General features: G+C 44.1%; 25 protein-coding genes and 1 pseudogene. 13 read left to right on the top strand and 13 right to left on the bottom strand.

Translation table 11 applies throughout. The features are described from left to right. Positions 1 to 39: 39 nt before the first annotated feature. The 4 genes from KP77_RS15420 (at position 40) to KP77_RS15405 (ending at position 4,721) form a co-directional block, all read left to right on the top strand. Entirely contained in the window at positions 40 to 864 is an 825-nt protein-coding gene (locus tag KP77_RS15420) for an SDR family oxidoreductase (RefSeq protein WP_041123641.1), read from the top strand. A gap of 126 nt (positions 865 to 990) precedes the next feature. Next, a complete protein-coding gene (locus tag KP77_RS15415) occupies positions 991 to 2,496 on the top strand; it encodes a cryptochrome/photolyase family protein (RefSeq protein WP_041123640.1) in 1,506 nt (501 codons plus the stop codon). 113 nt (positions 2,497 to 2,609) lie between these two features. Further along, on the top strand, positions 2,610 to 4,145 hold the full coding sequence (locus KP77_RS17695) for a methyl-accepting chemotaxis protein (RefSeq protein ID WP_052474326.1): 1,536 nt from the start codon (positions 2,610 to 2,612) through the stop codon (positions 4,143 to 4,145). Between the two features lie 93 nt (positions 4,146 to 4,238). Further along, positions 4,239 to 4,721, top strand: a complete 483-nt coding sequence (locus KP77_RS15405) for an STAS domain-containing protein (protein WP_041123639.1) — start codon at positions 4,239 to 4,241, stop codon at positions 4,719 to 4,721. A 37-nt stretch (positions 4,722 to 4,758) separates the two neighbouring features. Here the strand turns inward: KP77_RS15405 and zupT are convergent, their stop codons facing one another. Together zupT and KP77_RS15395 are read right to left on the bottom strand one after the other, a co-directional pair. Beyond that, positions 4,759 to 5,613, bottom strand: coding sequence for a zinc transporter ZupT (zupT, locus tag KP77_RS15400; protein ID WP_041123638.1), 855 nt, complete (start codon positions 5,611 to 5,613; stop codon positions 4,759 to 4,761). 242 nt (positions 5,614 to 5,855) lie between these two features. Continuing rightward, the gene (locus KP77_RS15395) at positions 5,856 to 6,995 is read right to left on the bottom strand and encodes a zinc-dependent alcohol dehydrogenase (protein WP_041123637.1); all 1,140 of its coding nucleotides are present in this window, start codon (positions 6,993 to 6,995) and stop codon (positions 5,856 to 5,858) included. A gap of 161 nt (positions 6,996 to 7,156) precedes the next feature. Between KP77_RS15395 and KP77_RS15390 the strand changes: the two genes are divergently transcribed. The 3 genes from KP77_RS15390 (at position 7,157) to KP77_RS15380 (ending at position 9,756) form a co-directional block, all read left to right on the top strand. Continuing rightward, the gene (locus KP77_RS15390) at positions 7,157 to 7,507 is read left to right on the top strand and encodes a hypothetical protein (RefSeq protein ID WP_041123636.1); all 351 of its coding nucleotides are present in this window, start codon (positions 7,157 to 7,159) and stop codon (positions 7,505 to 7,507) included. Between the two features lie 57 nt (positions 7,508 to 7,564). Then, entirely contained in the window at positions 7,565 to 8,125 is a 561-nt protein-coding gene (locus KP77_RS15385) for an NADPH-dependent FMN reductase (protein ID WP_041123635.1), read from the top strand. A gap of 308 nt (positions 8,126 to 8,433) precedes the next feature. Further along, positions 8,434 to 9,756, top strand: a complete 1,323-nt coding sequence (locus KP77_RS15380; protein ID WP_041123634.1) for a TrkH family potassium uptake protein — start codon at positions 8,434 to 8,436, stop codon at positions 9,754 to 9,756. A 16-nt stretch (positions 9,757 to 9,772) separates the two neighbouring features. On the opposite strand, the gene KP77_RS15375 is transcribed toward KP77_RS15380, so the two are convergent. Further along, complete coding sequence (locus KP77_RS15375; protein WP_041123633.1) at positions 9,773 to 11,539, bottom strand: PAS domain-containing sensor histidine kinase; 1,767 nt, start codon at positions 11,537 to 11,539, stop codon at positions 9,773 to 9,775. A gap of 205 nt (positions 11,540 to 11,744) precedes the next feature. Here KP77_RS15375 and KP77_RS18245 point away from each other — a divergent pair, with 205 nt between their 5' ends. Next, positions 11,745 to 11,882, top strand: a complete 138-nt coding sequence (locus KP77_RS18245; protein ID WP_160289542.1) for a hypothetical protein — start codon at positions 11,745 to 11,747, stop codon at positions 11,880 to 11,882. 64 nt (positions 11,883 to 11,946) lie between these two features. On the opposite strand, the gene KP77_RS15370 is transcribed toward KP77_RS18245, so the two are convergent. Beyond that, positions 11,947 to 12,075, bottom strand: coding sequence for a hypothetical protein (locus KP77_RS15370; protein ID WP_041123632.1), 129 nt, complete (start codon positions 12,073 to 12,075; stop codon positions 11,947 to 11,949). A 172-nt stretch (positions 12,076 to 12,247) separates the two neighbouring features. Here KP77_RS15370 and KP77_RS18565 point away from each other — a divergent pair, with 172 nt between their 5' ends. Next, complete coding sequence (locus tag KP77_RS18565; protein WP_268747478.1) at positions 12,248 to 12,379, top strand: hypothetical protein; 132 nt, start codon at positions 12,248 to 12,250, stop codon at positions 12,377 to 12,379. A gap of 26 nt (positions 12,380 to 12,405) precedes the next feature. Here the strand turns inward: KP77_RS18565 and KP77_RS15365 are convergent. After that, positions 12,406 to 13,149: pseudogene (locus KP77_RS15365) on the bottom strand (alpha/beta hydrolase). A gap of 217 nt (positions 13,150 to 13,366) precedes the next feature. Between KP77_RS15365 and KP77_RS15360 the strand changes: the two are divergent. The 4 genes from KP77_RS15360 (at position 13,367) to KP77_RS15345 (ending at position 16,167) form a co-directional block, all read left to right on the top strand. After that, on the top strand, positions 13,367 to 13,627 hold the full coding sequence (locus tag KP77_RS15360; RefSeq protein WP_041123631.1) for a DUF4190 domain-containing protein: 261 nt from the start codon (positions 13,367 to 13,369) through the stop codon (positions 13,625 to 13,627). A 12-nt stretch (positions 13,628 to 13,639) separates the two neighbouring features. Next, positions 13,640 to 13,849 (top strand): hypothetical protein, encoded by a 210-nt coding sequence (locus KP77_RS15355; RefSeq protein ID WP_041123630.1) that lies wholly within the window; start codon positions 13,640 to 13,642, stop codon positions 13,847 to 13,849. Positions 13,850 to 14,284: 435 nt separating this feature from the next. After that, positions 14,285 to 15,007 carry a CBS domain-containing protein gene (locus KP77_RS15350; protein WP_041123629.1) on the top strand — a complete coding sequence of 241 codons (723 nt, stop codon included), beginning with the start codon at positions 14,285 to 14,287 and terminating at the stop codon, positions 15,005 to 15,007. Next, complete coding sequence (locus KP77_RS15345; RefSeq protein WP_041123628.1) at positions 15,004 to 16,167, top strand: serine-tRNA(Ala) deacylase AlaX; 1,164 nt, start codon at positions 15,004 to 15,006, stop codon at positions 16,165 to 16,167. Before KP77_RS15350 ends, KP77_RS15345 begins: the two co-directional genes overlap by 4 nt. A 193-nt stretch (positions 16,168 to 16,360) precedes the next feature. Here the strand turns inward: KP77_RS15345 and KP77_RS15340 are convergent, their stop codons facing one another. The 8 genes from KP77_RS15340 to KP77_RS15305 form a co-directional block, all read right to left on the bottom strand. Beyond that, entirely contained in the window at positions 16,361 to 17,023 is a 663-nt protein-coding gene (locus KP77_RS15340) for a GNAT family N-acetyltransferase (protein WP_041123627.1), read from the bottom strand. A 136-nt stretch (positions 17,024 to 17,159) separates the two neighbouring features. Next, complete coding sequence (locus KP77_RS15335) at positions 17,160 to 17,990, bottom strand: STAS domain-containing protein (protein ID WP_041123626.1); 831 nt, start codon at positions 17,988 to 17,990, stop codon at positions 17,160 to 17,162. Positions 17,991 to 18,254: 264 nt separating this feature from the next. Next, a complete protein-coding gene (locus tag KP77_RS15330) occupies positions 18,255 to 19,223 on the bottom strand; it encodes a sugar phosphate isomerase/epimerase family protein (RefSeq protein ID WP_041123625.1) in 969 nt (322 codons plus the stop codon). A gap of 98 nt (positions 19,224 to 19,321) precedes the next feature. Beyond that, the gene (locus KP77_RS15325) at positions 19,322 to 20,359 is read right to left on the bottom strand and encodes a Gfo/Idh/MocA family protein (protein WP_041123624.1); all 1,038 of its coding nucleotides are present in this window, start codon (positions 20,357 to 20,359) and stop codon (positions 19,322 to 19,324) included. A 9-nt stretch (positions 20,360 to 20,368) separates the two neighbouring features. Next, positions 20,369 to 21,391, bottom strand: coding sequence for a Gfo/Idh/MocA family protein (locus KP77_RS15320; protein WP_041123623.1), 1,023 nt, complete (start codon positions 21,389 to 21,391; stop codon positions 20,369 to 20,371). Between the two features lie 3 nt (positions 21,392 to 21,394). Beyond that, positions 21,395 to 22,123, bottom strand: a complete 729-nt coding sequence (locus KP77_RS15315; protein WP_041123622.1) for a ThuA domain-containing protein — start codon at positions 22,121 to 22,123, stop codon at positions 21,395 to 21,397. Positions 22,124 to 22,303: 180 nt separating this feature from the next. Beyond that, the gene (locus KP77_RS15310; RefSeq protein ID WP_041123621.1) at positions 22,304 to 23,125 is read right to left on the bottom strand and encodes a carbohydrate ABC transporter permease; all 822 of its coding nucleotides are present in this window, start codon (positions 23,123 to 23,125) and stop codon (positions 22,304 to 22,306) included. Positions 23,126 to 23,137: 12 nt separating this feature from the next. Then, complete coding sequence (locus tag KP77_RS15305; protein ID WP_152614759.1) at positions 23,138 to 24,415, bottom strand: carbohydrate ABC transporter permease; 1,278 nt, start codon at positions 24,413 to 24,415, stop codon at positions 23,138 to 23,140. Between the last annotated feature and the right edge of the window lie 107 nt (positions 24,416 to 24,522).

Raw genomic sequence — 24,522 nt, 5'->3', positions numbered from 1 at the left:
GGGAACTTCCTGTATATACAAATAACGGGAGGTTTTACAATGAAGAGATTAGAAAATAAAACAGCTATCATCACAGGAGCCGCAACTGGAATCGGTGAAGCTACCGCACATGTATTTGCAGAGCAGGGCGCTGTGACAGTGCTTGCTGATGTGAATAAAGACAAGCTTGATCAGGTTGTAAATGAGATTAAGAATAACGGTGGACAGGCTGTTGCTTATGAAGTGGATGTATCTGATGAAAATAGTGTTAAGGCATTTGCTGATCAGATAAAAGAGGCGTATCAGACTGTTGATGTGCTGTTTAATAATGCAGGTGTCGATCAGCAGGGCGGTAAGGTGCACGAGTATCCGATTGAATTATTTGACCGCATCATTGCAGTGGATCTGCGCGGAACATTTCTAATGAGTAAATTCATTATTCCGCTGATGCTTGATAATGGCGGATCTATCATTAATAACGGATCCATGTCAGGACATGCGGCAGATCTTGACCGCTCAGGGTACAATGCTGCAAAAGGCGGCATTATTAACTTTACGAAAGCAACTGCGATTGACTACGCCCGTAACGGCATACGCGTGAATTCTATCTCGCCTGGAACAATTGAGACACCGCTAGTTGATGAATTAGTAGGTTCAAAACAGGAAAAAATGGGTGAAGCGTTCCGTGAAGCTAATAAGTGGATCACGCCACTCGGCAGACTTGGAGATCCCCGTGAAATGGCTACAGTTGCGCTGTTCCTTGCTTCAGATGACAGTTCTTATGTAACTGGTGAGGACATCAAAGCAGACGGCGGCATTCTTGCATACACATGGCCGGGTAAAATGCTGATCGAACAGGATGAGTGGAAAAAAGACACAGAATAACATGATACAGCGCCACTCCAATCATAGGAGTGGCGCTTTTTTAATGTGTATTGCCGGGACGGAGGTATGCCGCTTCCCGTCTCGCCCCACCGCAAAAAGGGTATAACAATATCAGGAGGTGATCCCATGGCTACACGCTGGATTTTTGGGAATCAATTGTGTCACGAGCTGCCGATTATAAAGGAAGCAGACCAGGAGGACGTATTTTTGATGATTGAGGCGCAGTCACGGTCAATGTGGCAGTCATATCATAAGCAAAAGTTAGTACTGATTTTCTCTGCAATGAGACACTTTGCAGCTGAGCTTGAGGATAAAGGATTTCATGTGGACTACCGGGAAGCAGATTCTTTTGAGGATGCGTGGAAAGAGCATGTGAAGGAATTTAATCCTGATCAGGTTTACTATACTGTTCATACTGATTACCGTATGACGCAGGCAATGAAGAAATGGGAGAAGTCGCTGTCCGGCATTGATGTTGAGGTGCTGGATGCCCGGCCGCTTTTTTTACTGTCTGCTGAGGAAATAAAAAGTGAATTAAAGGGTGACGGCCCATGGAAGATGGATCCCTTTTACAGAAGAATGCGCAAGCGTTTTGACATTCTGACAGAAGATGGCGACCCGGTTGGTGGGAAATGGTCGTTTGATCAGGAGAATCGCAAATCCGCCAAAGAAGATATCACATTTGCAAAAGCACGGTCGTTCAGGCCGGATGATATCACAAAGCAGGTGATGGAAAAGGTGGAAGAACAGTTCGCAGACAATCCCGGTGAGCTGAAGCCATTCAGATGGCCGGTTACGCGAAAAGAAGCGCTGCAGGCACTGAATCAATTTATGAAAGAGAGACTTGAAACCTTCGGAACCTACCAGGATGCCATGCTTGAAGGCAATGACTTCATGTCCCATTCACTGCTGTCCTCTTCAATCAATATCGGCTTACTGACACCAATGGAAGTGGTCAGAAAAGCAGAGGAGGCCTATCACAGTGGAGAGGTGCCGATTAATTCTGCGGAAGGATTTATCCGCCAGATGATCGGATGGCGTGAGTATATGCGGGGAATTTATTTGAAGAAGATGCCGGAGTATCGCGATACCAATACATTTGATCATCAGCGCGACCTGCCTACGTTTTTCTGGGATGCTAAAACAGATATGAATTGTATGCACGAAGCGATCCGGCCGGTTGTCGAGCATGGTTATAATCATCACATCCAGCGGCTGATGGTCATTGGGAACTACGCCACCTTATTTGGGCTGGCGCCACAGCAGACCTCAGACTGGTTCAATGAAATGTATATAGATGCTCATGACTGGGTCGTGCTGCCGAACGTTCTGGGGATGGCACTGTATGCAGACGGAGGTCTGCTATCTACTAAACCATATATTGCTTCTGGTAAGTACATCAACAAAATGAGTAACTACTGCAGCTCCTGCAAATATAACGTGAACCATCAGACTGAAGAAGACGCTTGTCCATTTAACTCATTATACTGGCACTTCCTGGACCGCCATGCAGAACAGCTCGGCAACAATCACCGTTTGGGACTGGTTTATAAACAGTGGCAAAAAGGGGATCCGGATAAGAAGAAAGAGATTTTAGAGAAGGGCGAGCGGGTGCTGAAAGGGGATGCGTGAATGGGTTTTAGCGTCACACCTGCTTCTGCAGACCCAAAACACATTCAATGTTTTGTGATTCGAAAGTTGTGGGTATTAATATAAGACTAAAATCACAATTTTCGGAGGTATAAATGAAAAGTTTAAATGGAAACAGGTTGATGCTTATTTTTAACCTGATCACGATTTTAATTGGTGTCATTGTCTGGGGTGTTCACGAGTTTTTTCAACTGAATCAGTCAGCTGCGCAATTGCTCAGGTCCGGTGGGAGGAACACTTCTGATCAATTTGTGTTCTTTGCGATTGGCAGTTTGATGTTGATTACGTTTATTGCAGCTGTTGTTCAATATAGAAAAGATGAAAATCATATGTTGTTTAAATTATTCGTAACCTTGTCTCTGACTTTAGGCTCTATGTTTATTATTGCTGCAGGAGATGGGTGGGTCGAGTATCACTTTTCAATTTTCATGGTGATTGCTCTGATTGCCTATTTTGCATCTGTCTCGATGATTATCCTCAGTACAGCCATTTTTGCAGCTCATCATCTTGGCGGTTACTTTCTCTATCCGGTTCTGCTGTGCGGAACGACTGATTACGGGTTTGCACTGCTGCTGATTCATGCGGTGTTTCTGGTCCTGACTTCAGCTGCGAACATCGCTCTGGTAGTCAATAAGAATCATCATGCAAAAGTGCACCAGGAAGAGAAGCAGGAGAGTGACCGATACTTTTCACAGATCATCAGCCAGCTGTCAGATAGTGTGTACGCGATGCAGGAAGTTTCCTCAGGGGTAGTTGCAGGCTCTGAGCAGTCTCAAAAGGTAAATCATGAAACTGCTTCAACTCTGCAAAACTGGCAGGAGGACGCAGAGAGTCTGTATCTGCAGAATCAAAAAGGTCTCCAGGAAATCCAGAACCTGAACAAAATCTCAGAAACACTTGAAACACAGGCGTCTGAATGGAAGCAGCAGACATCAATCGCTGCAGAAGAAGTGCAGAATGGACAAACACTGATTGCCAATACAGCTGAGAAGTTCCGTCATGTCTCAGAACTGTCTGGAAATATGGAAAATGAACTGAATCAGTTTGAATCGGAGTTCAACCGGATCACAGGCTTTACAGGCATGATCAAATCCATTACGGACCAGACTAACCTGCTTGCACTCAATGCTTCGATTGAAGCAGCGAGAGCAGGTGAAAGTGGAAAAGGATTTGCAGTGGTGGCTGCTGAAGTCAGAAAGCTTGCCGGTGATTCTGACCGGACAGCTGATCAGATTGACGAAGCGGTAAAAGAGATCCTGACCAGAATGGCGCACGTTAAAACAGCTGCCGGTGAGGAAAGGGCGCTGATTACTGAAAGTGAAAAAGATATGCTTCAGACAAATGAGGCGTTCTCACAAATTCAACAGACTTCTATGAAAATTCAGCAGAGTATTGCAGGGATCATCGCACTGTCAGAACAGATTGCCAGCCAGGAATCGATCATCCGTTCAACATTGGAGCACTCAATCATTACTGCTGAAAAAGGAAACCTGCTCTCTGAAGAACTGGCATCGATGTCAGAAGAACAACTCGCGGCAGCAACTGATTCTCTCACACTTGCCAAACAGCTTGAAGAGATGACAGGCGGCCTTGAACAGCTATCAAAAGAAATCAAAGCCTTCACTGCGTAATTCATTTTATGAGCTCCCAGGTTACCGTCTGTTGAAACAGGGGTATAATGAATGAAAGAACCATTATGCCTGATTAGAAAAAGGGGAACTCTTATGTCCGAAAAAATTGAAAGTTTAAAAGAAGAGATTGTGAAGCTGAATCAAAAAGTTGAGCGATATGAATCATATATAAAGGAATTATCTGCACCAATTATTCCATCTATTGTGCCACATACCATTCTCGTACCGCTGACTGGCGGTTTAACTGAGGAGCGGTTTGAACATGTGGTTGAAACGATCGTAAGGTTCCTTGAGGACGGAGAAGTAGAAAATGTACTGATTGATTTGACAGGGACGAATATTAACCATGTTGATGTCTCGGATTATCAGCTGATTGCTGCTAAGATGAAGGACCTCGTTGGCGCTGTTAAGCTGATGGGAGCTAAAACGATTTTCGTTGGTTTTTCTCCTCTTTTTGCAAGGGAAATGGTACTTTCAGGTGTACTGAAAGACATCCGGATCCAATCATTTTCAACCTTCAGAAGCGCATTGCAGCATCTCATGAAAACAAATGGCTATGAAATGAAGCCCGTTTAAAAATCCTGCATGCTGTCAATCAGCATGCAGGATTTTTTCACATTAATAATATTAAACTTGATGCCATCACGATCATACCTGCGACCATTCCGTACATCGCATGGTGCGCTTTTCCGTATTCGCGCGCTGCAGGTAAAAGGCCGTCAAGCGAGATGAAAACCATGATGCCTCCAACTGCTGAGAACACGAGTCCGAACATTGTATCCGTAAGAAACGGCATTAGAATCAAAAAGCCGATCAGTGCTCCCGCCGGTTCAGCCAGCCCTGATAAAAATGACAGCTTAAAAGCCTTTCTCCGGGAGCCGGTTGCATAATAAATCGGTACAGATACAGCGATCCCTTCAGGAATATTATGAAGTGCAATTGCAATGGCGATCGCAAGTCCGACAGCCGGATCATCGAGTGCTGAGATAAACGTCGCAAGACCCTCGGGAAAGTTATGAATGGCGATCGCAAGCGCCATGAACACACCCATTTTCCGCAACCGTAATGCTGCACTTTTACTGAGCGTCGCTTTCTTCGTAGCTTTGGCAGCTACAGTTTCACCGCCTTCAGGGTCCTGTGCAGATTCAACAAACTTTGATTCATGGGGATTTCCGACAGTCGGGATTAATTTATCAATCAAACCGATTAATAGCATCCCTGAAAAAAATGCAATCACTGTAAACAATGTACCCGGCTGATCTCCGTGTACAGATGTTAGTTCATCCAATGCTTTAGGAAAGATCTCGATGAACGAAACATAAATCATCACACCAGCTGAAAAGCCAAGCGCAATCGATAAAAACGCTGTATTCGTCCGCTTCGCAAAAAAAGCAAACATACTGCCCACACCAGTTGCGAGTCCCGCAAACAACGTCAGCAAAAACGCATATAAAACTGCACCATCCATCAAGCATTCTCCTTTAGATTAAAATCATTCTAATGACACTATATGATAAAACTTTGCTTAGTGCAACTTTTTTGTGAGGGATTAATAAAGGTTGCTTTGACTAAAAGCGACACAGCGGGGACGGAGGTTATTGTGCTGAAATTAGAATTACTACAAAAGTGACTCACTAAGCTCCGTTCCTGCTGTGCCCCCTAAAAAAAGCCTGCATACCATCCCGGCATACAGGCTTTCAAAAATTCATATTAAGGCTTCAGCACAACTTTAATACATTCATCTTCATGATCATTAAAAATCTGATAGGCTTCTTCGGCCTGATCCATTTTCATGCGGTGTGTGACGATTTCGGTTGGGTCAAATTCGCCGTTTTGGATCATGTCAAAGAGTCGTGGCATGTAATGTACGACAGGAGCCTGTCCCATTTTAATTTCTATGTTGCGCTCGAACATATTACCGAGAGGGAAGCCGTGATACATCGAACCGTATACCCCGGTCAGCTGCATCGTTCCGAACTTGCGGATGGCTTTCATGCCGATTTCAATGGCACTGATTGTTCCTCCGGTAAGGCTGAGCTTCTGACCGATCTCCTCAACCGCTGACTTCTTACCATCCATTCCAACGCAGTCAATGACGATATCAACGCCGCCCTGCGTGATTTCTCTGATATGTTCACCTGCATCTTCAAAGTTATCAAAGTTCACGACTTCAACGTTGTTCATTTTTTGTGCTTTGAATAATCTGTAAGAAAGGTTATCTACTGCAATGACACGGCTTGCGCCTTTCATCCATGCAAATTTCTGTGCCATCAGGCCGATCGGGCCACACCCGAGGACTGCAACTGTACTTCCTTTTTTAACACCTGCATTTTCAACGCTCCAAAGCGCTGTTGGCAGCACATCAGACATGAAAAGCAGTGCTTCATCTTCAAGTTCAACTGATTCAGGAATTTTCAGCGGCATGAAATTACCATAAGGAACGCGCAGGTATTCAGCCTGACCGCCCGGATGGTTTCCGTAACGCTCTGTAAATCCGAAGTAACCGCCTGTATCAAGTGACGGGTTCGGATTGGAGTTATCACACTGACTTTCATAATCGTTTTTACAGAAGTAGCATTCACCGCATGAAATATTGAACGGAATCACGACGCGGTCCCCTTTTTGTACGCTTGTTACTTCAGGACCGACTTCTTCAACGATTCCCATCGGTTCATGACCGATGACGTAATCCTTATGAGCAGGGAGAGCTCCCTGATAAATGTGCAGATCTGACCCGCATATGGCGGTTGATGTAATCCGGACTAAAATATCATCTCTTTCCTGCAGCTTGGCATCCGGTACTTCTTTTACTTTCATCTTCTTCGTTCCCTGAAACGTGACTGCTTTCATGTTAAAACCTCCAGAATATGATGAAATGGGCCGTGGCAGAATTAAAAACGAGTCTATTTCCAGATTTACCCGTTCTGAAGAATTGAAAACTGATTATTGAAAAAACCGCTTATAATGGTATGATTTACCTGTATAGATCAGGATAAAAAACGGGGGATTTGATGAAAAAAATCGGTAGAACGCTGCAAACGATCGGCGGTGTTGTTGCGACTGTGATTGGACCTTTCCTGCAGTTGAATTCGGACTTTACCTTACATAGAGTGTTACAGATTGCGCTGCTGGGCCTGCTGATCACATTTGGAGGTTCACTTCTTACAAAAGATGATAAGAATATGGAGCTCCCTGCCATCATTCTTTTACTATTCGGTTTAGCAGGGTTCGTATACTTTGATTCATTATGGTTTTTGATCGCTATGTTTATCTCAGCAGCCGGAATCAGCGGCATACTATATCTGATGAACAGGGACCAGCAACAGGAGCACACCACTGCTGAACAGCATTCAAACATGTAACCTGCTCTAAAGTCAGTTAAAATAGTAGGAAATACATTGGTTGAAAGGGATGTGCTTATGGAACCAAAGCGAATTGTGGCAATGTGCGGCAGCTTACGCAAAGATTCTCTCAATCGCAAGTTGTTACATGAAATCATCAAGCAATCAGAAGGAAAGTGGCATGTAAAAGAAGCGGAGATCGGGAAACTTCCATTATTTAATGAAGATATTGAAGCAGCAGGAGACCCGGAGTCAGTGAAATCGTTCCGCAAAAAATTAAAGGAAGCAGACGGTGTGCTCATTGTGACACCTGAGTATAACGCAGGAATGCCTGGCGGTTTGAAAAATGCACTTGACTGGGCTTCGCGCTCACCGGAAGAATTTTCAATTAAGAACCTGCCAGTTGCAATTGCCGGCGCGTCAAACGGCAACGTCGGAACTGCACTCTCACAAATGCAACTGCGTCAGACTCTGACCAACATGAACGCCAATATCATGACTAATCCCAAAATCATCGCCAGCCGCTACCAGACCAAAATAGACCCTGAAACCGGCCGGCTGACAGACGAAAGCACAGCAAAGCAGATTGATAAATTTATTGAGAGTTTTAGCCGGTTTGTGACGGTATTTGGGGAGTAGGGCATGACATTGTTGGGGACGGAGGTTAAAGTGTCATGAGATGACACTTTAACCTCCGTCCCCAATGTGCCACCCACCCCAAATCACTGTTTTCACCTTTAAAAATTCGGGTATAGAAAAAACAGTCAACGGTTTTATGAACCATGACGACATCACCTTTTTGCTAGTTTTTGCTAGCTTGGCCTCCCATTGTCCATTGGGGGGTCTTTTTTATGACGTGACAGAAAAATTATTCCAATTCCCTCCTATTGACAATACATGGATTGAGGAGTAATTTTACGTCAATATAGTGGAATTGAGGAGTCGTCATGAAAATAAAAAGGGTGAAGTTATCGCCGCCACAGTTTTTGATGACTGGTTTTGGGATCACGATTTTGATTGGCACCCTGCTATTAATGCTGCCGGTCTCAACGGTTGATAAGATATCCTGGATGGATGCAGTTTTTACTGCCGCTTCAGCTACAACGGTGACTGGTCTGGCGGTAGTGGATACAGGCACAGTGTTCACGCTTTTTGGCGAAGCTGTGATTATGGTATTGATTCAAGTGGGTGGACTTGGATTTATGACTTTTGCAGTTCTAATTATTCTTTTTTTGAGAAGAAAAATTACGCTGAAAGAGAGATTGCTGATTCAGGAAGCGCTAAGTCAGACTTCAATTGGCGGTATTGTCAGACTCGTTCTGTCTTTGTTTATCTTTTCGCTGATTATTGAACTTGCGGGAGTCGTTTTGCTCGCTACAGTATGGGTGCCGGAATATGGATGGACAGAGGGGCTGCACGTCAGCTTATTCCACTCGATCTCTGCATTTAACAATGCGGGTTTCTCGCTATGGTCGGATAATCTGATGGGCTATGTAGGAGATCCAGTGATCAATCTGGTTATTACAGGACTTTTTATATTGGGGGGACTCGGTTTCACCGTGCTTGTAGATATATATCGTAAGCCTCAGTTTAACAAACTGTCGCTTCATTCAAAGCTGATGATCATCGGAACACTTGTGGTGAATGTGATTGCGCTATTGTTTATCTTTTTCTCTGAATATAGTAATGCCGCAACAATAGGAAATCTGCCTTTATCAGAAAAACTATGGGCCTCTTATTTTCAGGGCGTCACGACGAGAACAGCGGGCTTTAATACCGTCGATATCGGAAGTATGGAGGGGTCGTCAGTATTATTTATGATGGTGCTGATGTTTATCGGTGCTGGAAGTGGATCAACCGGGAGTGGTATCAAACTGACAACGGCGATTATTATTATCCTGACATTTGTGACTTACCTGCAGCATAAAAGTGAGGTCTCAGTATTTGGCCGGACGATCAGGAATAACATTGTGATGCGTGCTTTTGCAATTACATTTGCAGGCTTTATCACGATTTTTATATGCTTACTCGGGCTGACTATCACTGATCCAGAGCTGTCATTTTTAGAAGTGGCATTCGAGGTGTTTTCTGCATTTGGTACAGTCGGACTCTCCATGGGGATTACTGCAGATCTTAGTGCGCCGGGAAAATTGATTATCATCGTTTTAATGTTTCTTGGAAGAGTTGGTCCGATTACGCTGGCCTTTTCATTAGCAGCAATTAAGCCGGATAAGATCCGTTATGCAAAAGAAGATGTATACACCGGGTGAAAAAGAGACAAATCTGTTAAATGGATTTGTCTCTTCTGAATAGGGGTTCCACAGCTTCTCCGGTCAGTGCAGAAGCCTTTGGGAAAGTGACAGTAATCTTGGTTCCCCAGCCTGTTTTGCTGTTCACTTTAACATCACCGCTATTTTCCTTGATCAGTTTGAAACAGACGGCCATACCGATCCCTGTTCCTTTTTCCTTGGTTGTGTAGTAAGGTTCACCGATTCTTGAGAGTCGTGATTTCATAATACCTTTGCCGTTATCGATGATTCTGATTCTGATATGTTTACCGTCACTATCAACTTTTATTTTAATTTTGTTTTCGGGTGACGTAGCCTCAAGACTGTTTTTAATAAAGTTGATCATGATCTGCTTGAAGTGGGATTTTTGAATATCAATCAAACCATTAGCCGTTAAAAGATTTTCGATAGAGATAAACTTGTTTTCCCTGATCGAAACAGACTGATAGAGAAAGTGAATATTTTCGAGTTCCTCTATCACATTGATAATTTCACTCTGTCCTTCACGCTCATTTTTTGCTTCCGGACGTGCCAGCAGAAGGAGCTCTTTCAGTACTTCCACGATCCGGTCAATTTCATCAAGAATGATATTTTCAAGCTTCGGATCTTCTGATTTTTCTTTCGCAAGCTGAATTAAACCTCTGACTGTAGTCAGCGGGTTGCGGATCTCATGGGCAATACTTGCTGCGAGTTCACCAACGACCTTGGACTTTTCAGAGTCGAGCAGGAGTTGCTCGTTTTGCTTTTGTTCAGTGTAGTCAACACCAATAAAAAGTGTATAAGATTCCCGGTTATCAAGTTCGAGTATTTCATAACTCCACTTAATGTAAAGGGTCTCCCCTGTACGTGTCAGCATTTTGTCTTCAACAGGGTTCAGTTCGCGTATAGATAGAAGCGTCGAGAGGTCCTGCTGGATCATCTGGTCTTTAGAAATCGACAGCAGCCTGCAGATTGAATCGTTCAGCCTGATAATACGATCGTTTCGATCAATGACTGCCAGATAATTTGGATTAATATCCATAATCTTTTCGAGCAGTGTACGCTGCTGAGACAGGTTTGAATTTGCCTTCAGCAGCATGACAGATTGCATGCGCACGTAGCTTAAGAAGAGCAAAATGGCAATAATGATTGAATTGAAACTTGAAAAATATAGTGGAAGCGGACTGAAGGCGCTTAGTACACCATTGAGAAAGATAAATATTGCACCAATACTGATCTGCAGGTGGAAAATCCGGACAGAACGGCTTTTAATCCGTCTTGCCACAATGACAAATAGAATGGTATTTGTTATAACCAGCAGCGTATTGATCGTGAATGTTATATTCAACGCACCATAAAGTGGCATCAGGTGTTCAGGAGAATACATACCGTCCTGCACAAATTCATAGCCGTTGATACCGGCGCTTGTAAAATTAATCACATACACAGCCAGACTGAATCCGAGCAACAGGAGAAATCCCCTGAATTTAAACAATTTCCTGTAGGATGAGAGTTCAATGTTTTGCTTTACCATAACAATGCCAAGACAATACATCATCGGCATCAAAAAGACCGGACCGGCTCTGAACAGCCTGAATAACCAGTCAATAACTGTAATAGAAAAGACGTCCTGACTGTATAAAACGGCAATGCCCATTTGCCAGAGCGAAATTAACAATAGAAAAACAGAAAACGATTTTGTATTAACAGCTCTTGAGTAAAATAATAGCGAAATCGCCAGGAATAATGGAATACTGGCCAGTGCTAAAAGTAAAAAGAACGCCATGAAAGGGTCTTCCTTTCTTCAATTCAATGTGCGGATCATTCGACAAACCGCAGTGCTAATGTCTAATTTTAGCAAATGAATGCCCATTTGCACACCGCGAATGTCCTTGTTTATGAAAAAGGGTAAGGTTAAATCTAGTCAGCCGTGTTATGAGGCAAGTGTAGCGATAATAAGAAGTGGCTGCATCGCGAGGCGTAGACATCAGTTGCAGTGTTTTGGGTATCAGCTGTCGTGTTTTTCGTTTCTGGTGTATGATACACCCGGTTTTGTTGCAGTAAAACGGCTCGCAGGTGTAGTGAAATCACGATTTGTTGCAGTGACATTCAAAATGATTGCTGCATAACACAGACCACATCGCAAACCGGGACTTAACCAATAAAAAAAGAGTCTCTGCAGACTCTTCTTCACTACATATTTCCTTTAGCAGTTTTCGTGTGAGCCGGCTTTTCCGGATCGCGCTGAGGCTCAATATCCTGTCCCTGTTCTTTTTTCATACGCTGTTCGACGGAATCATTTTTCGTATCATCAGTCATCATAATCACCCTCCTATAGAAATAACTTTCCCATTTTTGAAAAAAATATAATTTTTTACGTTATGAGTAGGGGTGTTTAGGGAATGAATAGTATGGTAAGACAATTTTTTGAGTTGAGGATGAGAGAATGGGCGGTTTTTCCAACAGGTTGAGGTGCAGTGGATGCAATCAGCAAATGAAGCTTTATGATGAATTTATCATCAAAGCTGAGCGTCCAGGCGGTAAAAACGGATCAAAAACGCTTTACGAGCCATTATGCAAAGATTGTATGACTGCCATGAGAGTCGGCAGGTTAAAGAAAAGTTAAGAAGCAGGCAGATGCCTGCTTTATTTTTATGTGATGATCCACTTGAAAGCTTCAGGGAATGTTTCTTTCCATGTAGCTTCATTGTGTTTGCCGCCTTCAATGATATCAAAGCGCAGCCGTTCTTCAGGAAAACCGTTTGACAGGAGCGCTTCATGAATATCTTTCACGTAATTCACCAGCAGCTTTGCACCACGTGGGCTTTTGTCTTCGGTATCACCAATATTCAGATAAACCTTCGTAAGTGAACTCACATCAGTTTCACCGATCAAATCTTTGAGTGTATGCTCATCCTGCCAGACCATCAGTGAAAAGGCCATAACTTTCCCGAAGACATCAGGACGTACAACACCTGCATAGAGTGAAATATAGGCGCCAAAAGAACTCCCGCCAATCAATGTATACTCCGGTTCAGGTTGTGTTCTGAATGTTTCATCAATCCACGGCTTTAATGTGTCTGTCAGGAATGTTAAGTAATCCTTTCCTTTACCGCCAAAATGATGTTCGAGGTTGATATGTACATTGTATTCATTGTTAAGCTCAGTTTCACCGTGGTCAACTGCCACCACAATCGCTTCGTATGATTCACTCTGACTGCTCAGCTTTTCAAGTGATTCGTCAACGCCCTATTCTTCACCATTAGACGTTGCCTTATCAAATACGTTTTGTCCATCATGCATGTACAAAACTGGATAACGTTTATCACTTTCCTCATAGCCTGGTGGCAGGTAAATCGATATATTTTTGGTCGTATCCAATTGCGGGACGTCCATGTCTTTTAAAATTCTTACGTCACCTGTGATCGTATGCTCCTCAGGTGAATCCACTGTTTTCTGCCATTTATCTGCTTTCATCCTGCAACCCCTCTCAATATACTGATCTGATCGTAACATATATGTCCTTCCCTAATGGTTTATTCGTAAACAAAAAATGTCGATTATTGAATCTTTTGGCTATTATGGCCGTATATAAAAGTAAGGAGCTGATCATATGGAACAGACAAATACACAGTCAATCGTATCGCTGACCCTTGGCATTCTCTCTATTATGGTACCGGGATTAGGAATTTTACTGGGTATCGGCGGGATTATTACAGCCAATATGTCAATGAAACAGATTGACATCACAGAAGAAAGCGGTAAAGGCCTCGCGATCTCAGGTATGATTTGCAGTATTGTAGGAATTATCGTTCAGGGCTTTTCTATTATTATATGGATCTTCTTTTTTGGCCTAGCGTTTTTAGGCGCGTAAAGGGGTGGAGGTTTGAAGAAGTCAGGACAATTCAAAGAAGGAGTCTGGCGCTGGGCGGTATTTTGTGGAGTGATGTTCTTTTTTCTAACAATGCTCGATATTTTTAATAACCGTGAAGTATCCTGGGGAGAAAATCTTTTTCTGCCATTGTTCATTGTAGCAGGCACCTCATTTTTTGATTGGGCCTGGGACAGCAAAACGTATGGAAAAGGCAGTAAATAGTATGTGATGATAAAAGCCGGAATCAAATCATGATTTCGGCTTTTTTAATTGTGTATGAAACCATCAACTGATGTGCGTCGTCGAACTTCTGAAGCCGTATGTATTGGCGTGTACCGTGACAGTCCGGCAGAGCTTATAGATATTGAGGGTTTTGAATTGAAGGCAGATAGTAAAATGGCGCTTTCGTTTCACATGAACCACGTGGCCCCGAATGAAAGTCGGAGGTTTAAAGTGAATTATACTTTTCAAGTTGAACAGCGTGAACAATTGATTGATTGGGATACATTAAAGCGATTAGGGTCAAATTAATATAATATCTTTTTAAAAACGTCCAGTCATCGTGATCCGGACGTTTTTAATGAAGAAAGATGGCTATCATATTAGATGACCTGTCTATGGAAAACCTGTATCATAAATCGAAAAGGGGACACACTTATGGACTCTGCCAATTCCCGCGCGTTTTTGCGTGATTTTAACGAAATCGAAAGTTATCTTAAGACAAAGCACAATAAAGGCGATTATATGAGCTTTCAGGCACTTCTGGATAAAGCCGCTCAGCGTAATGACCGTATTGTGAAGCGCTATATCAGTGACCTGAAGGAAATTGCTGAGCTGCGTAATGCGATTGTTCATACATATACAAATGAAGTACTGGCTGAGCCGACCCTTTATATTGTTGAGCTGATTGAAGAAATCAGAAGCAAGCTGGTGGTGCCGCCGACTGTAGAGCGATTTATGAAAGAGGTTGTAACGCTGAATGAACATTCTTCTTTAAAACAGGTATTGCAGAACATGAATGAAAAAGCGTACTCACAATTTCCGCTCGTTGATCAGCATGATCTCGTTACATCCCTTGTTACAGACAGTGGGGTCGCGAACTGGCTGGCAGCGCATCTCGATCAGGACAGTGTGTCGATTAAGGATGTGCGGGTTAAAGATCTGCAGCCTTTTGATAAAAAGAAAAAGAGCTACCGTTTTATCCGTAAAGAAGCGAGCCTCTATGAAGCGCAGGACCGCTTTGCGCAGGCAGCTGAGCGCGGTGAAAAACTGGTGGCGCTGATTATAACTGAAAACGGCGCAAGTAATAAACCGATACTTGGTATCATTACGCCGTGGGATGTCATGGATACCAAAGAGAAAGGAAATAGTACACCATGAAATTATTCTATGAAGATGTTAACCTGCAAACCTTTCAGGCGAAAAAAATCGATGAAGGAACAGATGAACAGGGACGGCGCTATGTTGTCCTCGATCAGACTGCTTTTTACCCGACAGGCGGAGGGCAGCCGCATGATACCGGGCTTCTGAATCAGGCGCCTGTTTATAATGTGGAAGAAGTGGACGGGGCAGTCAGACATTATATAGAAGGAACTGATCCATTACTTGAAACTGTCCATGGTGAAGTGAACTGGGATCGCCGCTTTGATCATATGCAGCAGCATGCAGGTCAGCATATCCTGTCTGCCGCTTTTGAAAACAACTTTAACTTAAAGACAGTCAGCTTTCATTTAGGAGAAGAGGTCTGTTCAGTTGACCTCGAAGCAGAACAGGTCAGTGATGAAGTGCTCAGCATGGCTGAGAGGCAGGCAAATGAGCTTGTACTTGAAAACCGACCAATTGAAACGAAATGGGTGAGCCAGGAGGAGTTAAAGCAGTATCCTCTCAGAAAAGATGTAGCCGTCACAGATGATATCCGGCTTGTGATCATCCCGGAAGCTGATTATAACGGCTGCGGCGGAACACATCCAACGTCTACCGGACAGGTAGGTGCGATCAACATTCTTCACACTGAAAAGCAGCGCGGACAGACGAGGGTTTATTTTGTCTGCGGGAAGAGAGTGACACGTCAGCTTAGTGAAAAACATGAAGTCATCCAGGCACTGACTGCAAAAATGAGTGCCCCTCAGGAAAAACTGGTGGATGCTGCAGACAGGCTTCTTGATCAGAACCGTCAGCTTGAAAAGACAGTAGAAGAGCTCAAAAGTCAGCTGCTGACTTTTGAAGCGAAGCAGTATCAGGGAGATGTGGTAAAGGAAGTATTCACTGACCGGCCGGTTGCTGAACTTCAGAAGCTTGCCAAAATGATCATTGCTGGACCTGATCAAAAAACCGTTCTATTTGTAAATGAAACTGATGACAAGCTCCAGCTGGTCTGCGGCAGAGGGGCTGAAGTAACAACAGATATGAACAAGCTGATCAAATCTGTCCTGCCGCTGATTGACGGACGTGGAGGTGGAAAGCCGGACTTCGCTCAGGGCGGAGGAGAAAAACGTATGTCAGCTGAAGCATTTCTTGAGGCATGCGTGGCAAACATTTAGGCATAGCCGGGTGCTGCTGCTAATCCATTGAAGGTCGCGTTTTGTGTGGCGAAGGTCGTATTCTTTGCAGGAAAGACCGGATACACCCGGATTGGTGGTCGTATCATCGTCTGGGAAAGCCGTATCAGCCGCGCTACCGGCAAAACTGTATACAAAAAAGCTGATGGCGGCCATCAGCTTTTTTGTACGCTTCTTATAGTCTTTTCCAATATCGATGATGCCCATCATACGTACCTGCCGACTCAAAACCGCGTTCATTGTAAAAATGACTCAGCTCCTCATTCTTTTCAACGCAATCGAGCATCAGCACTTCCCCCTGAAAATTCTCAGAAATCCAATCAAGAGCGGCGCTTCCGATTCCTTCCTGACGAAAAACAGGTGTAACGGCAAGTCTGTGAAGATACAAAGCATCTTTTTCCACTCTGTCCTGCCAGACATGCTCATCCCAGGAATTTGGGCCTTTTCTGATTGTAAATGTACCGACCACTTCATTTTTTTCAAACATACCGTATGTATGACCTTTTACAATATCTTTCCTGACTTCAGCGTCTTCACCACCTGATAACAGGTAACCCCACTGATTAATGCCCTTTTCCTTAAGATCTGCCGCGCAGCTTTTAAGCAGTCTAAGAATCTCTTCATATCTGGCTTCTGTTGCTTTTTGATACGTAATAACTCTGCCGCCTTTCATCATTGAAAAGTTTTGAACGGCTCTTTGCGGCTCCTGAATGGATTGCTGTGCAAATCGCTGTCCAATCACTGAACGGTTGATTCCATCTGTTACTGCTGCCCGGATGATGAAATAGAAAATGAGCAGCGAGATAACAGCTCCGGCTAACATTAAAATAAATTCCATACGCTTTCTCCCTGAGAATAGATGTTAATAAAATTCTACCTTAACCGGTGAAGCTCTACAATATTTTCTAAAAATAGATCAAAAATGGAAAGGTGCATTAAAAAAGAGCGCACCAGTGATGGCCGCTCTATCACGATTAGACATTTACTTTCTCAAGACTATCAAGTGCCTGTTTGACAGTTGTAAAAGCACGGGTATTCTTAAAATCAACAAGCCCACTGTCAACTAGTGATTTGACTGTGTCAGGTCTGAAGCCGGTAGCAAGAACCTGCACCCCAAGCAGCTGCAGCATACCTTTCATCTGATTCAGATACTGTGCCACTTCAATCTCAACAGGGGTGATACCTGAGAAATCAATAATCGCGTAATGAATATCAGATCCTGCAAGTTCAGGCAGTACGTGTTCTAATATGTATCTTGCCCGGAAAGCTGTCATCTCACCAATCAGTGGAAGTACGACCACACCTTCTCTTACAGGAACAATTGGTGCAGACAGTCTTGCAGCCTCTTCCTGGTAACGTTCTTCCTTACGCTCCGTCATCGCTTCATAGGCAAAAACCGTCTCATTTAAACTTGTATCGAGTAAGAGGTCAACTTTTTTAATAATCTCCGACTGTTCTTTAATACAGAGCTTCAGTTGCTCTCCAATTTCATTTACCACTTCAATAAAGACTTCACGGGTAGGCTGGTACCTTACGATGATTTCTGAAATCTTACCACCCGCAGCAACCTGTCTTGCCGCATTTTCCTTACTCCAGCTGATAAGCGCATCAGGGGCAGTCGTACGGTGCTGTTCAGCAATGTCACCTAGAAAAGTCAGGAATTCCATATACATCGAGGTCGCATCTTCGCGCTCTTCAGTTGATATAGAAAGATTTGCTCTTTCAATGACAGCATCAACAATTTCTTCAGCCATTTCCGTCTTATGACGACTCACGTATTCTGCAAATTTCACAAGATGAGGCACAGCAGTTCACACCTTTTTTATTTTTATTTTACTTGATGGAAGGGGATATAGCTAGATAGCGGAGGGGGGTTCGGCGGAAAATAGTTCTTGTTCGCTATATAAAGCTGAGTGTTCGCGACATAACCTGTTATGTTCGCCACTCATATGTCTATGTTCAACGCTTAGTAGTGAATGTTCGCCACTTAGTGTCATTTGACCTATGCGCAAAGCGCAAAAAAACTTCCTGCAGACGGAGTCTGAGGAAGTTTTTGGGGTCTCTGATTCTTACAGCCACCACATATCCGCTGGCTGTTCTTTAATATTAACCGACTTCAGCGTTTGTACTGCGCGCTGGAAGCCTTCTTCGATGCTCATAATTGGGTCTTCGTGTTCGATGCTGACGACGTGGTCGTAGCCGTATGTGCGCAGTGCGCTGATGATGCGGCCCCATTCGTCTGCAGGGTGTCCCATTCCAACTGAGCGGAAGCTCCATGCACGCGTCTGGATTTTATCGTATGTCTGCATATCAGTCAGGCCGTACATATTTACGTTGTCCTGGTCAATATACGTATCTTTTGCGTGGAAGTGGTGAATCGCATTTTCTTTACCAAGAATTTTGATTGCACCAACAGGATCAATTCCCTGCCACCAAAGATGACTTGGGTCAAGGTTCGCACCGATATACTCGTTTGTCGCTTCGCGAAGCTTCAACATTGTATATGGTGTGTGCACAGAGAATCCGCCGTGTAGTTCAAGGCCGATTTTTACATCTGCTTCTTTTGCGATTTCAGCGATTTCTTTCCAGTAAGGAATTAGTTTTTCTTCCCACTGCCATTTCATAATATCGCCGTATTCATTCGGCCAAGGTGAAACAGGCCAGTTTGGATGCTTTGCGTCAGCGTCGGCACCAGGCGTACCTGAGAACGTGTTCACAACAGGAACACCGCAAAGCTTCGCAAGCTTAATCGTTTTGCGAAGCGCTTCATCACTTTCTTTAGCGAATGCTGCATCAGGGCTGACAGGGTTACCGTGACAGCTGAATGCACTGATTGTCAGCCCGCGTGATGTTACTTTTTCAAGATACTCTTTACGCTTACCTTCGTCTTCAAGCAGCTCATCAATCGGACAGTGGTCATTACCCGGATATCCGCCTGTGCCGATCTCTACTGCATCAAGACCTGAATCCTTTACATAATCAAGCATTTCTTCAAACGGTTTCTGTGCGAATAATACTGCAAATACACCTAACTTCATAACAGAGATACCTCCATATATTGAAATGATTAAACCTTAGCTTTACTAAAGATCGTTATTGTTTTTTCACAGCTAATCATCAGCCAGTCTTACAGAGCCTAAAACCTGATCGACTTCCCGGTCTCACTGCTCTCATAAATCGCTTCAATTACTTTTGACACAATCATTGCTTCCTCAGCCTTCACAAGCGGCTGCTGATTACCACGGCAGCTTTCAAGGAAGTTATATGCCTGGGGAAGTCCAGGGTTTTCATCGTCTGAGATCCAGTAAGGCTCCTGATCAAGCAGCATGCCGTATTTCGCCTGATATAATTTCAGCGGATATACATCAAGGCCGCCTTTTGTACCTGAAACCGTAACCGTCTCCTGGTCATCTGCAAGGTTTGCAGCCCACGACGTTTCAAATAATAACGTAGCACCATCTTTAAATTTAATATAAGCAGTCGCGTGATCATCAACTTCAAACGTGGTCGGATCAAATTTACCCCACTGGTTGACAACATCGTCCTGACGGCTCAGTTCGTTGTACGTAGCACCTGAGACTTCAGCAATTTCAGGGAAATCCATTAAGTGGAGGGCAAGGTCCAGGAAATGACAGCCAAAGTCAATCAGGCTGCCGCCGCCCTGCAGATCTTTATTTGTGAATACGCCCCAGCCCGGCACTTTACGGCGTCTGATCGCCTGTGCGCGTGAGACGAGTGGTCGCCCGATTTCACCGGCATTAATAAAGCGCTTAGCTGCTACTGCTTCTTTTGTATGACGATAGTGATAAGCAATCATCAGGACCTTATCAGCTTTTTCAGATGCTTCAATCATCGCTTTACACTCTGCTGTTGTCATCGCCATCGGCTTTTCACATAACACATGTTTGCCAGCTTCAAGTGCAGCGATGGCAATTTCAGCATGAAATTTATTCGGTGTACAGATCGTAACAGCGTCCACTTTATCAAAAATCTGATGGAAGTCATCTGTATGGTAGGGAACCTGATAGTCTTTAGCGACCGATTTTGCACGCTCGCCATTCACATCACATACCGCTGTTACATCAACGTCGTTTCCTAACGCAAGAAAGGAGGGGAGGTGCCGCGATACCGCGATGCCCCCGACTCCAATAATGCCAATTCTTAATTTATCCATATTGATCACCTATAACTTAACAATCTGTTTGGATTTGTTAGACTCAAGCGCTCCTAGAATGATTTTGAGGGAGCGTTTGCCTTCTTCACCGTCAATCAGCGGCTGCTTGCCTGACAGGATCGAGTCCACGAAATGATCGATGACGCCGGTTGATACCTGGCCGCCTTCGTCATTTGACTGGATCTTGCCAAGTGAAAGTTCTTCTTTCGTGCCGTCCGCTTTCTGAAGGACAACTGAATATTCAGGATCATCTTCAAGACGCAGTACGCCTTTTTCAGCGTAGATCACGGTTGCATTATCTTCAGCAACGTAAGACCAACTAGCTGCAAGTGTTCCGATAATGCCGCTTTCTGATTTTAAGACGAGTACGGCATTGTCATCGACATCAGTGTTTTCTTTGGCGCTCGTTTCAACCATTGCCGCTACTTCTGTCATTTCTTCACCTAATATGTAGCGGATCAGATCAGTTTTATGCACGCCAAGGTCACCCATTGCGCCGATAAATGCTTCATCTTTTTTGAAGAACCAGCTGTCTTTTCCGTCAGCACTCCAGCCTTCAGGACCAGGGTGTCCAAAAGCAGTACGGAAGCTGTAAACTTTGCCAAGCTCACCTGAAGCAAGCCATTCTTTTGCTTTCTGATGTGATGCTACGAAGCGCTGGTTATGTCCGATCATGAGCAATTTGCCTGCTTTATCAGCAGCTGCGATCATATCATCAGCTTCCTGTTCGCTTGTTGCCATCGGCTTTTCACATAACACATGTTTGCCTGCTTCAAGTGCTGCAATCGAGACAGGTGCGTGAAGGTAGTTTGGTGTGCAGACGCTCACTGCATCGAGATCCTGTTTCACAAGGTCTTTGTAATCAGTAAACGTTTGCGCAGCACCAAATTTTTTAGCCATTTCTTTTGCGCGTTCTTCATTAATATCGCAGATTGCTACGATTTCTACATTGTCATTTGCTGCATATTCTGCAAGGTGGCGGTGCTTTGCAATACTCCCTGCACCCACTACACCAACTTTTAACTTTGCCATGGATTAGTCCTCCTTATATCCTTCAAGCTTTTCGATCGGCTTTGCATTGCCGTATACAGGGTAGTCGCGCTTTGTTGGGGCTGCCCATTTTACACCGTTCGCAATGACCTGCTGGATTTGTTTGTTATGGTAAGTCGGGTGCGTCTCATGACCTGGTCGGAAGTAGAAGATCTTTCCGTTGCCGCGCTTGAATGTTGCACCGCTTCTGAATACTTCGCCGCCCTGGAACCAGCTGAGGAAAATCAGCTCGTCCGGTGCAGGAATATCAAAATGTTCACCGTACATTTCTTCTTCATCAAGTTCAATATATTCACCAATACCGTCAGCGATCGGATGACTAGGGTCAACTACCCATAGACGCTCACGTTCGTTTGCTTCACGCCATTTCAGGTCACATCCTGTCCCCATTAGACGTTTGAAGATTTTAGAGAAGTGAGCAGAGTGGAGGACGATCAGACCCATGCCTTCCCAAACACGCTTTTGCACTTTTTCAACAATTGCATCATCGACTTCTTCATGTGCAAGGTGTCCCCACCACAAGAGAACATCTGTATTATTCAGCACATCTTCAGTCAGTCCGTGCTCAGGCTCATCCAATGTAGCCGTTTTCACGTCATATCCGTGCTCAGTAAGTGCATCTGCAATCACGCGGTGGATGCCTTCTGGATAAATCTCCTTCACTGCATCATGCTTTTTCTCATGTCTAAATTCATTCCAAACTGTAACGTTCATACTTTGAAACACTCCTTTAATGATCGCTGTAAGCGCTCTAAAAATAGGGTAGGTTGTATATGCAACCGCTTCCTTTACTTTAACAGATTTAACAACTCAGAAGGAAATATTTACACCGTTTCCTTCAACTTAACTCATAAAGAGGGCCGGGGACCTCATATGGACCCGGCACACTCCTGATTACTCTTTCACCGAGCCTGAAGTCAGTCCGGCAACAATTCTTCTTTGGAAAATCAATACCAGTATAACAATAGGAATGGTCACTAGAACAGTCGCAGCTGAAATATCTCCCCAAGGAATCGTGAACTGACTCTGATAGAATGAGATTCCAACCGGTACTGTACGCCATTCATCAGACGTATTAATCGTTAGTGCAAATAAATACTCATTCCACGCTGCGATGAAGACGAGGATCCCTGTCGTAAATACACCAGGTGCAGCCAGCGGGAAAATAATCTTTCTGAATGTCTGGAAAGGTGATGCACCATCCAGTTTTGCTGATTCTTCAAGCTCCCACGGAATTTTCTGGAAGAAGGTTGCGAGAATCCAGATTGCAAGAGGGAGGGAGACCGTAATATACGGAATCACAAGACCCATATAGCTGTTACGAAGACCAACAGCTGTTACAAAGTTATAGATTGGCGAGATAATCGCAATCTGTGGGAACATGGATGCTGCTAAAATGATTCCTAAAATAACACCTTTAAACCGGATTGGCAGACGCGTCAGCGCGTAAGCTGCAACCGATGCAAATCCGATTGCAATTAAAGTTGTCAATGTTGATACTACGAAACTGTTCCACATATATCTGAAGAGTGGACGATTCGTAATCGCATTTTCATAGGATGCGAGTGACGGATCTGCTGTGAACCAATTAAAGTTGTTGAAAATCTCACCCGGCGGTTTGATCGACGTGAGGAAAACCCAGATGAAAGGGAACATCACGAAAAATACAAACACGACGAGAAAAATATAAAAGCCTATTCCTGCACGTTTGTTCATCTTGATTCCTCCTTATCGACCCGTTTTGCCGGCAAACAAATCCGACCCGATGAATTTGATAAACAGTGTTGAGATAATCGCTACTGAGATAAATACGATAACTGATAATACTGAACCCGCTCCAAAGTTAGATTGAGAGAAGAGGGTGATATACGCATAGATGGAGATTGACTCTGTTGCGTTTGCAGGTCCACCGCCTGTCAGTACAAAGATCAGGTCGAATACGCGGAATGCATCGAGCGTACGGAAGAGCAAAGCAACAAGGATTGATGACTTTAATAATGGAAGTGTAATCTTCCAGAACTGCTGCATCTTTCCGGCACCATCCACTTCAGCCGCCTCATAAAGAGAGCCTGGAATGGTCTGAAGCCCTGCAAGTAACAGAAGGGCCATATAAGGCGTTGTTTTCCAGACATCTGCAAAGATAACAGAGAACATACCACCTGCTCCGGTAGATAGAAGCACAGAAGCATCATCTATTAACCCGAATTGTTCAAAATAGTGGGCAACAATCCCTGTCTGTCCATCATATAGGAAGCCCCACATCATCGCGGCAACCGCGGTTGGAATCGCCCACGGAATCAGTACTGATGCCCGTACAATCCCACGCCCGACAAATGCACGGTTGATCAGAAGTGCGATCATCAGACCGAGTACAAGCTCTGCAAATACTGACACGATAGTAAAGAGCATCGTGTTACCCATTGACTGCCACATACGGCCGTCTGTGAGGTAACGCTGATAGTTATCAAATCCGATAAAGTTTGATTCAATGACAGCTGTATTCACTGAATCGAGAGAACCTGCTACGTTTCCGGCAGTTACCGAGAACTCTTCATTTTCAGTATTCTGTGAGATGGTGGTCAGCTGTTCACTTGCATCATCCAAAAAGGCTTTAAAACCTTCTGCCCAGTCATTTTCCACTGAAGCATATTTTAAATCACGGTCTGCAATGGCAGTAAAAGAAGCAATCATGCCTTCAACTTCTTCATACTGTTCCGCCAGACCATCCATTTCCAGGAGTTCTGCGTGGTAAGCTTCAAATTCCTGACTGATCTCAGCTACAGCTGCAGCATCATCCGGATCAGGTGCCTGACCTTCTAATGCTTCAAGATCTCTTGAGAGGTAAAAGTAATCATTCGCATAGCGCTCAAGGTCCATATTTGAGCTTAAAAAACGCTCTGATCGGGAAGGGTCATTCAGCCGGTAATCAAATAAACTGTTATAAAATGACTGCGCAACCGGCCAAAGTGTAACGAGGATAACGAGAATCAGAGCGGGCGCGACCATTGCATAACCAAGCTGTTTTTCGTTCAATTGAAACTTCAACGGTTTCACCTACTTTTTTCATAGAATGTTTTTTAATCAGGAGAAGGGGAGGTGAAAAAACACCCCCC

The organism is Jeotgalibacillus alimentarius (assembly GCF_000829445.1).
Taxonomy (GTDB): domain Bacteria; phylum Bacillota; class Bacilli; order Bacillales; family Jeotgalibacillaceae; genus Jeotgalibacillus; species Jeotgalibacillus alimentarius.
This window is presented reverse-complemented; position numbering and strand designations above follow the sequence as displayed.